This window comes from Streptomyces sp. NPDC054956, from assembly GCF_053609185.1.
The window spans coordinates 1-12,349 of the sequence record NZ_JBSGXB010000024.1 but is presented as its reverse complement, the minus strand read 5'-3'; the positions used below and the strand labels follow the sequence as shown (position 1 = coordinate 12,349).

The window sequence follows — 12,349 nt, the reverse complement described above, 5'->3', positions numbered from 1 at the left end:
AGATGTGGATATTTCGTACGGCGCCGAGGAGTTCCGGAGATGAGCGACCCGTCACCACCGCCCGGCTGGACCCCTCGTGACCCCGACACCCCCGCCGGGCCGCAGGCCGGCGGCGCGGGCTCTGACGCGGGCGCGAACACGGGCCCGGGCTCGGACGCGGCGAACGCGGCGGGGCCGGCAGGTCCGGCGGGCCCGGCGAACGCCAAGGACGCGAAGAGGGCGGAGAAGCAGCGGGCGAAGGCGGCGAAGAAGGCCAAGCGCAAGCGCACCGGCTGGCGCCGGGCCCTTCCCACCTGGCGCATGGTCCTGGGCGGCCTGCTGCTGCTGGCCCTGCTGGGCGGCGGCGCGCTCGTCGCCGGCTACCTGCTGGTCGACATCCCGCCCGCCAACGCGGCCGCCGTCGCGCAGTCCAACGTCTACCTCTACGCCGACGGTTCCCAGCTCGCCCGCGACGGCGAGGTCAACCGCGTCAACGTGCCGCTCTCCCAGATCCCCCGGACCGTCCAGGAGGCCGTCCTGGCCGCCGAGGACCGCGACTTCTACTCCGAACGGGCGGTGGACCCCGCCGCGATGCTCCGCGCCGCCTGGAACACCGCGACCGGCAAGGGCACCCAGTCGGGTTCGACCATCACCCAGCAGTACGTCAAGAACTACTACCTGGGCCAGGAACAGACGATCAAGCGGAAGGTGAAGGAGTTCTTCATCGCGATCAAACTCGGTCGCGAGAAGTCGAAGGACTACATCCTCGAGGGGTACCTGAACACCAGCTACTTCGGCCGCAACGCCTACGGCATCCAGGCCGCCTCCCAGGCGTACTACGGCAAGGACGTCGGCAAGCTCGACACCGCCGAGGGCGCCTACCTCGCCACCCTCCTCAACTCCCCCAGCGCCTTCGACGTCGTCTCCCACCCCCAGAGCCGCGCACGCGCCCTGGCCCGCTGGAACTACGTACTCGACGGGATGGTCAAGAAGGACTGGATGACGGCCTCCGAACGCGCGGCCACCCGCTTCCCCGAACCGGGCAAGGTCCGCCCGGCCGCCGGACTGTCCGGACAGCGCGGCTACCTCGTCGAGGCCATCAAGGACTACATCGTCGAGAACAAGATCCTCGACGACAAGACCCTCGCCGAGGGCGGCTACCGCATCACCACGACCATCGACAAGACCCGCCAGACCGCCATCGTCGACGCCGTCAACGACAAGGTGGTCAAGGAACTCGACCCCGAGAAGATCAAGGCGGACCGCGTCGTGCGCACCGGGGCCGTCTCCATCGACCCGGCCACCGGCAAGGTCGTGGCCATGTACGGCGGCATCGACTTCACCAAACAGTTCGTCAACAACGCCACCCGCCACGACTACCAGGTGGCCTCCACCTTCAAGCCGTTCGTCTTCGCCTCCGCCGTGCAGAACAACTCCCGCACCCAGGACGGCCGCACGATCACCCCGTTCACGGTCTACAACGGCGACAACAAGCGGCGCGTCACCGGCACCCGCATCCCCTACGCCCCCGAGAACGAGGGGCAGGTCAGCTACGGCAACATCACCGTCAACACCGCCACCGACCTCTCCGTCAACGCCGTCTTCGCCCAGATGGTCGTCGACGTCGGCACCGAGAAGGTCAAGCAGACCGCCATCGCCCTCGGCATCCCCGAGAACACCCCGAACTTCGACGCGGGACCGGCCATGGCACTGGGCACCATGCAGGCCAGCGTCCTGGACATGACCCAGGCCTACGCCACCCTCGCCGACCACGGCCGCCACACCCCGCACACCTTCCTGGAGAAGATCACCAAGGCGGGCGAGAGCGTCCCCCTCCCGCGCCGCGACCCCACCCAGGCCGTCAGCCGCGAAGCCGCCGACACCACCACGTCCATGCTGGTCAGCGTCGTGGACAACGGCACCGGTACGGCCGCCCTCGCCGCCGGCCACCCCGCCGCGGGCAAGACGGGCACCGGCGAACTGGACCGCTCGGCCTGGTTCGCCGCGTACACCCCGAACCTGGTCACGGTCGTCTCGATGATGGGCCAGGACCCGGACACCGGCGCCCTGGAATCCCTCTACGGAGCCCTCGGCGAGGCCCGCATCGGGGGTGGCGGCTACCCGGCCAGGATCTGGGCGCAGTACACGAAGACGGCCCTGGGGGACAGCGACCCGCTCGACTTCGACCTGGAGCTCATGCCGGGCGCCAACCAGGTCCCGTCACCGCCCTTGATCCCGAACCCGAACCAGTCGCAGGAGACCCCGGGCGAGCGCCCCTCGGGCCCGCCGGTCCGCCCCACGCCGACCCCGCCGACGGGCGGGCAGACGCAGGGCGGACAGACGAACGGAGGCCAGACCACCGGGGGCCAGACCACGGGCGGTCAGACGAACGGAGGCCAGACCACCGGAGGCCAGACCACGGGCGGTCAGACCACCGGGGGCCAGACGACCGGCGGTCAGACCACCGGAGGCCAGACCGACGGCGGCGCGACGGCCGGCAACAGCGGCGGCACGGAGGGCCTGCGCCCGCCGGCGGACCTACTGGAGTAACGCCGAGCGCGAGCCGCGGGGTCAGTGGCCGGAGGTCACCTTCAGGCCGATCACCGCGACCAGCAGCAGACCGATGAAGAAGATCCGGGCGGCGGTGACGGGCTCCCCCAGCACCGCCATACCGAGCACCGCCGCACCGGCCGCGCCGATACCGACCCACACGCCGTACGCCGTACCGATCGGCAGCGTCTTGGCGGCGTACGACAGCAGCACCATGCTGGTGACGATGCCGGCGCCCGTGAACACACTCGGCCAGAGCCGGGTGAATCCCTCGGTGAACTTCATACCGATCGACCAGCCGACTTCGACCACACCGGCGATGACGAGCAGAACCCAGGCCATGACAGGCACCTCCAGAACGAGAGCGGAACGGGGTGCGTCGTCTTGTCATGCAGCCATCGGCGCGGCATCAGCGATGCACGGCGACGGTCACCCGGTACGGCGCGTCTCGTCGGGGGTTCCCCACCACCGTAGCAAAAACGCACGAAAAGGGCCGGTGACCGTGGTCACCGGCCCTTTTCGACCTTGGAATCCTGGAGAAACCTAGAGATAGAGCCCGGTGGAGTCGTCCGACCCCTCCAGCCGCTCGGCGGCCACGGCGTGCAGGTCCCGCTCGCGCATCAGCACGTACGTCGCCCCGCGCACCTCGACCTCGGCCCGGTCCTCGGGGTCGTACAGCACCCGGTCCCCCGGCTCGACCGTCCGTACGTTCTGCCCGACCGCGACCACCACGGCCCAGGCCAGCCGCTTGCCCACCGCGGCCGTGGCGGGGATCAGGATGCCGCCGCCCGAGCGCCGCTCGCCCTCGGGCGAGTCGGACTTCACGAGCACGCGGTCGTGGAGCATGCGGATGGGCAGCTTGTCGTGGGTGGTGGTGTTCTCGCTCACGCCCCGAACCTACCCGCCCGCGCCCGTCCCGCGCCCCGCAGGTCCATCAGCGCTTGCGCCGTGCCGACAGGACGAGCAGTCCCACGACCCCGACCGCGAGCAGGGCCACGGGCACGATCCGCTCGACGCGCGGGGCACCGTCCTCGTGCCGTAGCCCGTCGCGGGCGTCGGTGAGGAGGCGGTTCACCGTCGCCACGGCACGGCCGGCGGTGTGGTCGACCGTACCGACCACCTTCGCCTTGGCGTCCCCGATGATCGTCTTGGGGTGCACGCGCACACCGATCTCGTCGAGCGTCTCGGCGAGCTGCTCGCGGCGGCGGACGATGTCCGCCTCGATCTGTGCGGGGGTCCTGGCTTCCGGCACCGCGCTGCCTCCGTCGTCGTCGTGATCGTTCGGTCGGTCGTGGCGGGCGTAGCCCACCATGAACAGTCTGTCAGCAGCTTAGTCTCGAGACCGTACCGATCCCCTCTTGAGGAGACTTTGAGATGAGCGAGCGACTTCAGCCGGGCGACGCCGCCCCCGCCTTCACCCTGCCCGACGCGGACGGCAACGAGGTTTCGCTCGCCGACCACAAGGGCCGCAAGGTGATCGTGTACTTCTACCCGTCCGCGCTGACGCCGGGCTGCACGAAGCAGGCCTGCGACTTCACGGACAACCTGGACCTGCTGGCCACGGCCGGCTATGACGTCATCGGCGTCTCCCCGGACAAGCCGGAGAAGCTGGCGAAGTTCCGCGAGAAGGAGAACCTGAAGGTCACCCTGGTCGGGGACCCCTCCAAGGAGGTCCTGGCGGCGTACGGGGCCTTCGGCGAGAAGGTCCTGTACGGCAAGACGGTGACCGGGGTCATCCGCTCCACGGTGGTCGTCGACGAGGAGGGCAAGGTCGAGCGCGCCTTCTACAACGTCAAGGCGACGGGCCACGTGGCCAAGATCATCAAGGACCTGGGCATCTGACCCACCCCCGCCCCGCCGCAGCGGCCCGCACCGACCCGTGCGGGCCGCGCCGTTTGTCCGCCGAAACAAACCTGCCACCCTCCCCGGCCGCCCCGTAGACTGAGAGCGGCCCATCAGGCTCAATGTCCGAGTTGGGTGCAATGTAGCGGTTGTGGTGGAATAGGCAGTCACGCTTGGTTTAGGTCCAAGTGGGGTAAAACCCGTGGGGGTTCGAGTCCCCCCAACCGCACGCTCACGCCGAAGGCCCCGTACGCAGTTGCCGCGTACGGGGCCTTCGGCATACGGCCGGGCGTCAGCCCAACAGGTCCCGGACGACCGGGATCAGGGCTCGGAAGGCCTGGCCCCGGTGGGAGATCGCGTTCTTCTCCGCTGCCGTGAGTTCCGCGCAGGTGCGGGACTCGCCGAGGGGTTCGAGGATCGGGTCGTAGCCGAAGCCGCCCGTGCCCGACGGGGCGTGGCGCAGGGTGCCCAGGAGGCGGCCCTCGACCACGCGTTCCGTGCCGTCCGGGAGCGCGAGGGCGGCCGCGCAGAAGAAGTGGGCGCCGCGGTGCTCGTCGTCGATGTCGCCCAGCTGCGCGAGGAGCAGGTCCAGGTTGGCCTTGTCGTCGCCGTGGGAGCCGGCCCAGCGGGCCGAGAAGATGCCCGGGGCGCCGCCCAGGACGTCCACGCAGAGGCCCGAGTCGTCGGCGACCGCCGGCAGGCCGGTGGCCCGGGCGAGGGCGTGGGCCTTGAGGAGGGCGTTCTCGGCGAAGGTGACGCCGGTTTCCTTGACGTCCGGGATGTGCGGGTAGGCATCCGCGCCGACCAGCTCGTGCGGCAGGCCGGCGTCGGACAGGATCGAGCGGAGCTCGGTGACCTTGCCCGCGTTGCGGGTGGCCAGGACGAGGCGGTTGGGCGCGGGAGTCGGCGTCGAGGTCATGACCCCATTATCCGGCCCTCCGGTCGGGCGTCCGTCAGGGCACCGTCCCCCGCCAGGCCCCCGGTTCAGGGCTCCGATCGGGACCCCGCCCGGGCGTCAGCCCGGGGTGCAGACCTTCGAGATCTCCTTCGCCGCGTCCGCGACCGGGGTGATGTCCGGGGCGGAGTTGCCGTTCTGGAGCGACGTACGGACGTTCTGCACGGCCGTGTTCATCGAGGAGATGGCCTTGCTCAGGTCGGCGTTGTCCGTCTGGTCGCCGACCTTCTTGAGGTTCGCCTCGATCGAGTTGAGCGCGTTCTGGGCGTCCTGCGGGCTGTTGCCGGCCTGCGAGACGGCCTGCTGGAGGTCGTTCGCGCCGTCCGTGATGGCGACCGCCGTGTTCGCGCAGTCCATCGCCGTCGAGATCGCGTCGCAGGAGGTGATCGCGGGTATGGCGAGCGCTGCCGTCAGGGCAACGGCCGCCAGGCGGTACTTCGGCTTCACTTCGGCCCCCAGAGCTGGACAAGGATTCGGGTACGTGGACGGGTGCACAGCTTCGACGCCGTGCACCCGTACCGCAAGAGACGCACGGACGTACCGCGCGGTTGCCAAGAGCCGGCTCAGAGCGAGAGCTCCAGGGCGCTCAGCTGGAGGGCCTCCAGGTCGGCGCAGCCGCCGGCGGCCAGGTCGAGGAGGGCGTTGAGTTCCTTGCGGTCGAAGGGCTCGCCCTCCGCCGTGCCCTGGACCTCGACGAAGCGGCCGTCGCCGGTGCAGACCACGTTCATGTCGGTCTCGGCGCGCACGTCCTCCTCGTAGCAGAGGTCGAGGAGCGGGACGCCGTCGACGATGCCGACGCTGACGGCGGCGACGGTGCCGGTCAGGGGCTTGCGGCCGGCCTTGATCAGCTTCTTCTGCTGACCCCAGGAGATGGCGTCGGCCAGGGCCACGTAGGCGCCGGTGATGGCCGCGGTGCGGGTGCCGCCGTCGGCCTGGAGGACGTCGCAGTCCAGGACGATGGTGTTCTCGCCGAGGGCCTTGTAGTCGATGACGGCGCGCAGCGAGCGGCCGATCAGGCGGGAGATCTCGTGGGTGCGGCCGCCGATCTTGCCGCGTACGGATTCGCGGTCGCCGCGGGTGTTGGTGGAGCGGGGCAGCATCGAGTACTCGGAGGTGACCCAGCCTTCGCCGCTGCCCTTGCGCCAGCGCGGGACGCCTTCGGTGAAGGAGGCGGTGCAGAAGACCTTGGTGTCTCCGAAGGAGACGAGGACGGAGCCCTCTGCGTGCTTGCTCCATCCGCGTTCGATGGTGACCGGGCGGAGCTGTTCGGGCGTACGGCCGTCGATGCGAGACATGGCACCGAGCCTAGCCGGTGCGGGGGTGTGAGCGGCCCCCGCCGGAGGGACGACGAAAAGACCCCGTCCGGGTGCGTCCGGGCGGGGTCCTGTCGTACGTGCGGGTATCCGTACGGGGAGGTGTACGGGTACGGGTGCGAGCCGGTGGGCTCAGCTCACATCATGTCTTCGATGTCGGCGGCGATCGGGTCGGCGTCGGTGCCGATGACGACCTGGATCGCGGTGCCCATCTTGACGACGCCGTGGGCGCCGGCGGCCTTGAGCGCGGCCTCGTCGACCTTGCTGGGGTCGATGACCTCGGTGCGCAGGCGGGTGATGCAGCCTTCGACCTCTTCGATGTTCTCGATGCCGCCGAGCCCGGCGACGATCTTCTCAGCCTTGGTGGCCATGTGTTTCTCCCTGAGTTCTACGAAGAACGAGTCTCGGCGGCCGCCGTTGCCTGTCGGCCGGCGGATGGTGCGTCCGACCGACCGGCGTGGTCCGCTTCGTCACGGTAACCCACGATTGGCCCAGCTACGCGAGCGCATGCCCGCCATCTGCCGAATGATGACGATCAGCATCAACCTGCCCCGGGGGCGGGTGAAATGCGACCGCAACACAAGTGGTCTACACCAGTGTGCCGCAAGTGTCGCGACTGCCAAAAACGGGCCGGTCAGGGAGGACGCGGATGAGCGCGAGCAGCGCCGCAGCAGTGCCACAGCAGAAGTGGTGGAACGGCTTGTTCCAAGGGCTGCAGAAGATGGGGCGGAGCCTCCAGCTGCCGATCGCCGTGCTGCCCGCCGCGGGCATCCTGAACCGGCTGGGCCAGGACGACGTCTTCGGCAAGGACGGCCTGGGCTGGACGAACGTCGCCAAGGTCATGGCGTCGGCGGGCGGCGCCCTGCTCAACGCCGACCTCGGCCTGCCGCTGCTCTTCTGCATCGGCGTCGCGATCGGCATGGCGAAGAAGGCGGACGGCTCGACCGCCCTGGCGGCGACGGTCGGCTTCCTCGTCTACCGGAGCGTGCTGCACGCCTTCCCGAAAGACTGCGCGGCGGGCACCAAGGACATCGGGGGCGGCTGCCTGGGGGCCGGTGACGCCTTCGCCGAACACACCTTCCAGAACCCGGGGGTGTTCGGCGGCATCATCATGGGCCTGCTGGCCTCCTGGTTCTGGCAGCGCTACCACCGCGTCAAGCTGGTCGACTGGCTCGGCTTCTTCAACGGCCGCCGCCTGGTCCCGATCATCATGACCTTCGTGGCGATCGCCTTCGCCGTGATCTGCCTGTGGATCTGGCCGCCGATCGGCAACGCGCTGGAGAGCTTCTCCGACTGGCTGGTGGGTCTGGGGTCGGTGGGCGCGGGCATCTTCGGCATCGCGAACCGCGCGCTGCTGGTGATCGGCCTGCACCAGTTCCTGAACGTGCCGGTGTGGTTCCAGTTCGGCAGCTACACCAAGCCGGACGGCCAGACCGTGCACGGTGACATCCCGATGTTCCTGGCGGGAGACCCGAACGCGGGCCAGTTCCTCACCGGCTTCTTCCCGATCATGATGTTCGCCCTCCCCGCGGCGGCGCTGGCGATCACGCACTGCGCGAAGCCGGCACGGCGCAAGGAGGTCGGCGGTCTGATGCTGTCGGTCGGCCTGACCTCCTTCGTCACCGGCATCACGGAGCCGCTGGAGTACTCGTTCCTCTTCCTGGCGCCGGCGCTGTACGCGGTGCACGCGGTGCTGACGGGCGTGTCGATGGCGGTGACGTGGGCGTTCGGGGTCAAGGACGGCTTCAGCTTCTCGGCCGGCCTGATCGACTACGTCATCAACTGGAGCCTGGCGACGAAGCCCTGGCTGATCATTCCGATCGGACTCTGCTTCGCGGTCGTCTACTACGCGGTGTTCCGGTTCGCGATCACCAAGTGGGACATCAAGACGCCGGGCCGGGAGTCGGACGAGGAGATCGAGGCGATGCAGGCGGAGAACACGAAGGCCTGAGCGGGGGCCCGAGCGGGAGCCCGAGCAGGACCTCGGCCCGCGCGGAGCGCGCCGAACGGACCGTACGCAGTGCGCCGAACGGACCGTACGGAGCGCGCCGAACGAATCCTGCGAGACCTGCCGAACGCCCCGCCCAAGGGGCCGGAATACCCCCTTCCGGGGCCGTTTCCGAGCCAAAAAAGAGGCCGAAAGCCCTCGGACCCACCGGGTCCGGGGGCCTTTGTCATGTATGCCCGCATGTGTCCTCCCCCACGGAAATGGTGGGTTCCTTACCTGGACCTCACGTGCTACAACTGGTCTACACCACTGAGTGGTGTAGACCACGTAGGCCTTTCGGCCCCGCGGTCCTCCCCTTTCCTGAGACGCCGCCACCCCCCTTTTCCATGTCCCCAGGCAGCGCCTTGTCCACTGGAGGAAGTTGATGAGTACGGCCACCGCCGCTCCCGCCAAGAAGCGGGGCTCCGGCCTGATCCAGGGTCTGCAGAAGGTCGGCCGCAGCCTTCAGCTGCCGATCGCCGTCCTGCCGGCCGCGGGTATTCTGCTGCGCCTCGGCCAGCCCGACGTCTTCGGCAAGGACGGCCTCGGCTGGGGCAAGGTCGCCACGGTGTTCGCCACCGCCGGTGACGCCGTCTTCGCCAACCTGCCGCTGCTCTTCTGCATCGGTGTCGCGATCGGCTTCGCCAAGAAGGCGGACGGTTCCACCGCCCTCGCGGCGCTCGTCGGCTTCCTGGTCTACAAGAACGTCCTCACCGCCTTCCCGGTGACCGAGGCCGTCATCAACACCACCGAGAACAAGGGTGTCGACGTCGCCGCGACGTACAACAACCCCGGCGTCCTCGGCGGCATCATCATGGGTCTGCTCGCCGCGGTCCTGTGGCAGCGCTTCCACCGCACCAAGCTGGTGGACTGGCTCGGCTTCTTCAACGGCCGCCGCCTGGTCCCGATCGTCATGGCCTTCGTCGGCGTCCTCGCCGGTGTCTTCTTCGGCCTGGCCTGGGAGCCGATCGGTGAGGTCATCACCAACTTCGGCGAGTGGATGACCGGCCTCGGCTCCGTCGGTGCGGGCATCTTCGGCCTCATCAACCGCGCGCTGATCCCGATCGGCATGCACCAGTTCGTCAACGCCGTCGCCTGGTTCCAGATCGGTGACTTCACCGACGCCACCGGCGCGGTCGTCCACGGTGACCTCACCCGCTTCTTCGCCGGTGACCCGGACGCGGGCATGTTCATGACCGGCTTCTTCCCGATCATGATGTTCGGTCTGCCGGCCGCCGCCCTGGCCATCGCCCACACCGCCCGCCCGGAGCGCCGCAAGGCCGTCACCGGCATGATGGTCTCGCTCGCCCTCACCTCGTTCGTCACGGGTGTCACCGAGCCGATCGAGTTCTCCTTCATGTTCATCGCGCCGGTGCTGTACGCCATCCACGCGGTGCTGACCGCCGTGTCCATGGCCGTCACCTGGGCCCTCGGGGTCCACGCGGGCTTCACCTTCTCCGCCGGCCTGATCGACCTGGGCCTCGGCTGGAACAAGGCCACGTCCCCCTGGATGATCATCCCGATCGGCCTGGTCTTCGCGGCGGTCTACTACTTCGGCTTCCGCTTCGCGATCACCAAGTTCAACCTCCCGACGCCGGGCCGCGAGTCCGACGAGGAGCTCGCCGAGATGGAGAAGGCCGAGGCCAAGTAGGTCCCGCGCCACACCACGACGAAGCCCCCGCTCTCCCGGAAGGGAGGGCGGGGGCTTCGTCGTACGTGGCCGGGGCGACCGGGATGGCCCTGGGGCCGGGGCGTGCGTCAGACCTCGTAGACCGCGCCCGCGTACGCCAGGTCCACCGGTCCGTCGTAGACCTCGCGGGCGTCGGCCAGGTTCTGCTGGGCGTCCGTCCACGGCGGGATGTGGGTCAGCACGAGCCGGCCGACCCGGCCGCCGCGGGCGAACTCGCCGGCCTCGCGCCCGTTGAGGTGGAGGTCCGGGATGTCCTCCTTGCCGTGCGTGAAGGAGGCCTCGCACAGGAAGAGGTCGGTATCCTCGGCGAGCAGCCCCAGCTCGGGGCAGGCGCCGGTGTCTCCGGAGTACGTCAGCGAGCGGCCGCCGTGCTCGACGCGGATGCCGTAGGACTCGACCGGGTGGGAGACCTTCTCGGTGCGGACCTGGAACGGGCCGATCTCGAAGCTGCCCGACTTCAGGGTCCGGAAGTCGAAGACCTCGCTCATGGACCGCTCGTCGGGGACGTCCTCGTAGGCGGTGGAGAGCCGCTTCTCGGTGCCCTCGGGGCCGTAGACGGGGATGGTGCCGCAGCGGCCGCCCTCGTGGCGGTAGAAGCGGGCGACGAAGTACGCGCACATGTCGATGCAGTGATCGGCGTGCAGATGGCTCAGGAAGATCGCGTCGAGGTCGTAGAGCCCGATGTGCCGCTGGAGATCGCCGAGGGCGCCGTTGCCCATGTCGAGGAGCAGCCGGAAGCCGTCGGCCTCGACGAGGTAGCTCGAACAGGCCGATTCCGCGGACGGGAACGAACCCGAACAGCCGACGACGGTGAGCTTCATGGAGCGTGAACCTCCGTGGACGGTCCGTGGACGGAATGCGGGCCGTGCGTGGGTCGAGCGTAAGGCGCGAAACGTCCGGTCGCTCCTCCGCGGCGGGCCGTTGTGGGGGGAATCACCTGTGCTGTCACCCGGGGGAGCGACGGGGCGGATGCGGGTTGCCGTCCGGTGGGGGCCGGGGCGGCGGGCCGGGACGGCGCGGCCGCCGCGCCGGGTGGTGCGGCCGAGGCTACGGTCGGAGTATGGACACGTCCTGGTGGCCGGCGGTCGCCGCGGTGGTGGTCGTGGTCCTGCTGGTACTGCTCCCCCGGCGGGCGCGGCGGGAACCGCGTGCCGCCGAGCCGCGGCACGCGCCGGGGCCCGAGCCCCGGCCGGAGCCCGGTGAGCTGTGGTCCCTGCCGGACGGGCGGCCCTGCCTGATCCTGGGCATACGGGGCCACTGGGCGCGGGTCGCGTGGATCACCGGGAAGTACGACGACCGGCGCGCCGGGGTGATCCCGCTGCCGCCGGGCGTGGTGGGGGCGCGGGGCGGGTTCCTGGAGGCGGACCGGGTGGCGGAGGTGTCGGTATGGGAGTTCGAGCGGGCGCGGCGGCTGGGGACGGTGGATCCGGCGGTGTGGGACGAGGTGAAGGGGCTCGGATCGTCCGGCTGAAGCGGGTCTACGATCCCGCGGAGCCGGGGGTGGACGGCGTACGGGTCCTCGTGGACCGGCTGTGGCCGCGGGGGCTGTCGAAGGAGGCGGCGGGGGTGGACGACTGGGCGAGGGCTGTCGCCCCGTCCACGGAGCTGCGGAAGTGGTTCCACGGGGGCGGGTCCGTGGAGGAGTTCCGGGAGCGGTACGGGGTGGAGCTGGCGGGGCCTGAGGCGGTGGCGGAGCTGGGGCGGCTGCGCGGGCTCGTCTCGGGTGGCCCGGTGACCCTCTTGACCGCGGTCAAGGATCCGGCGGCGAGCCACGCCGGTGTGCTGTCCGCACTGTTGTCCGCTCCTTGACGCGCCGCCCGCACGTCTCGGCCCTGGCGGGCCCCACCGGCTGCGCGGGGGCCGTCGGCCCGGCGCGGGCCGTGGGCCCTGCGGGGGCTGTCCCCCACCCGCCCTTCCACCGTTCCCCGGGCTCCGCCCGGACCCGGTCCTCGAACGCCGGACGGGCGGGAAGATCTGGGGCTCCGCCCCGGACCCCGCGCCTCGAACGCCGGCGGGGCCGGATTCATCCGGCC

The 12,349-nt window shown here is 70.1% G+C and carries 14 protein-coding genes, 1 tRNA gene and 1 riboswitch; of the genes, 7 read left to right on the top strand and 8 right to left on the bottom strand.

All coding sequences use genetic code 11. The features are described 5' to 3' along the window. The first annotated feature begins 39 nt into the window (after nucleotides 1-39). Nucleotides 40-2,529, top strand: coding sequence for a transglycosylase domain-containing protein (locus ACWGDE_RS07275; RefSeq protein WP_453387999.1), 2,490 nt, complete (start codon nucleotides 40-42; stop codon nucleotides 2,527-2,529). 21 nt (nucleotides 2,530-2,550) lie between these two features. On the opposite strand, the gene ACWGDE_RS07270 is transcribed toward ACWGDE_RS07275, so the two are convergent. The 3 genes from ACWGDE_RS07270 to ACWGDE_RS07260 form a co-directional block, all read right to left on the bottom strand. Further along, nucleotides 2,551-2,871, bottom strand: a complete 321-nt coding sequence (locus tag ACWGDE_RS07270; RefSeq protein ID WP_453387998.1) for a DMT family transporter — start codon at nucleotides 2,869-2,871, stop codon at nucleotides 2,551-2,553. A gap of 31 nt (nucleotides 2,872-2,902) precedes the next feature. Further along, nucleotides 2,903-3,001, bottom strand: a riboswitch (guanidine-III (ykkC-III) riboswitch). Between the two features lie 71 nt (nucleotides 3,002-3,072). Continuing rightward, complete coding sequence (locus ACWGDE_RS07265) at nucleotides 3,073-3,417, bottom strand: GroES family chaperonin (RefSeq protein WP_204357783.1); 345 nt, start codon at nucleotides 3,415-3,417, stop codon at nucleotides 3,073-3,075. Nucleotides 3,418-3,463: 46 nt separating this feature from the next. Continuing rightward, nucleotides 3,464-3,841 (bottom strand): DUF3618 domain-containing protein, encoded by a 378-nt coding sequence (locus ACWGDE_RS07260; RefSeq protein WP_453387997.1) that lies wholly within the window; start codon nucleotides 3,839-3,841, stop codon nucleotides 3,464-3,466. Nucleotides 3,842-3,903: 62 nt separating this feature from the next. Between ACWGDE_RS07260 and bcp the strand changes: the two genes are divergently transcribed. Further along, nucleotides 3,904-4,371, top strand: a complete 468-nt coding sequence (bcp, locus tag ACWGDE_RS07255) for a thioredoxin-dependent thiol peroxidase (RefSeq protein WP_453387996.1) — start codon at nucleotides 3,904-3,906, stop codon at nucleotides 4,369-4,371. 145 nt (nucleotides 4,372-4,516) lie between these two features. Further along, nucleotides 4,517-4,600, top strand: a tRNA-Leu gene (locus tag ACWGDE_RS07250). 63 nt (nucleotides 4,601-4,663) lie between these two features. Here ACWGDE_RS07250 and rdgB read toward each other — a convergent pair. The 4 genes from rdgB to ACWGDE_RS07230 all read right to left on the bottom strand — a co-directional run bounded on the left by rdgB (nucleotide 4,664) and on the right by ACWGDE_RS07230 (nucleotide 7,076). Beyond that, nucleotides 4,664-5,290, bottom strand: coding sequence for an RdgB/HAM1 family non-canonical purine NTP pyrophosphatase (gene rdgB, locus ACWGDE_RS07245; protein WP_453387995.1), 627 nt, complete (start codon nucleotides 5,288-5,290; stop codon nucleotides 4,664-4,666). Nucleotides 5,291-5,386: 96 nt separating this feature from the next. Continuing rightward, the gene (locus ACWGDE_RS07240; protein ID WP_453387994.1) at nucleotides 5,387-5,773 is read right to left on the bottom strand and encodes a hypothetical protein; all 387 of its coding nucleotides are present in this window, start codon (nucleotides 5,771-5,773) and stop codon (nucleotides 5,387-5,389) included. A gap of 116 nt (nucleotides 5,774-5,889) precedes the next feature. Further along, nucleotides 5,890-6,621, bottom strand: a complete 732-nt coding sequence (rph, locus tag ACWGDE_RS07235; protein WP_453387993.1) for a ribonuclease PH — start codon at nucleotides 6,619-6,621, stop codon at nucleotides 5,890-5,892. 155 nt (nucleotides 6,622-6,776) lie between these two features. After that, a complete protein-coding gene (locus ACWGDE_RS07230; protein ID WP_453388026.1) occupies nucleotides 6,777-7,076 on the bottom strand; it encodes a glucose PTS transporter subunit EIIB in 300 nt (99 codons plus the stop codon). Between the two features lie 212 nt (nucleotides 7,077-7,288). Between ACWGDE_RS07230 and ACWGDE_RS07225 the strand changes: the two genes are divergently transcribed. Both ACWGDE_RS07225 and ACWGDE_RS07220 read left to right on the top strand, forming a co-directional pair. Then, a complete protein-coding gene (locus ACWGDE_RS07225) occupies nucleotides 7,289-8,590 on the top strand; it encodes a PTS transporter subunit EIIC (RefSeq protein WP_453387992.1) in 1,302 nt (433 codons plus the stop codon). A 421-nt stretch (nucleotides 8,591-9,011) separates the two neighbouring features. Next, nucleotides 9,012-10,277 carry a PTS transporter subunit EIIC gene (locus tag ACWGDE_RS07220; protein WP_453387991.1) on the top strand — a complete coding sequence of 422 codons (1,266 nt, stop codon included), beginning with the start codon at nucleotides 9,012-9,014 and terminating at the stop codon, nucleotides 10,275-10,277. 107 nt (nucleotides 10,278-10,384) lie between these two features. Here ACWGDE_RS07220 and ACWGDE_RS07215 read toward each other — a convergent pair whose 3' ends face one another. After that, nucleotides 10,385-11,137 carry an MBL fold metallo-hydrolase gene (locus tag ACWGDE_RS07215; RefSeq protein ID WP_453387990.1) on the bottom strand — a complete coding sequence of 251 codons (753 nt, stop codon included), beginning with the start codon at nucleotides 11,135-11,137 and terminating at the stop codon, nucleotides 10,385-10,387. Nucleotides 11,138-11,376: 239 nt separating this feature from the next. Between ACWGDE_RS07215 and ACWGDE_RS07210 the strand changes: the two genes are divergently transcribed. Both ACWGDE_RS07210 and ACWGDE_RS07205 read left to right on the top strand, forming a co-directional pair. Further along, nucleotides 11,377-11,787 carry a hypothetical protein gene (locus ACWGDE_RS07210; RefSeq protein WP_453387989.1) on the top strand — a complete coding sequence of 137 codons (411 nt, stop codon included), beginning with the start codon at nucleotides 11,377-11,379 and terminating at the stop codon, nucleotides 11,785-11,787. Beyond that, complete coding sequence (locus tag ACWGDE_RS07205) at nucleotides 11,751-12,125, top strand: DUF488 domain-containing protein (RefSeq protein ID WP_453387988.1); 375 nt, start codon at nucleotides 11,751-11,753, stop codon at nucleotides 12,123-12,125. The genes ACWGDE_RS07210 and ACWGDE_RS07205 overlap by 37 nt, the downstream gene beginning before the upstream one ends. The last annotated feature ends 224 nt before the right edge of the window (nucleotides 12,126-12,349 follow it).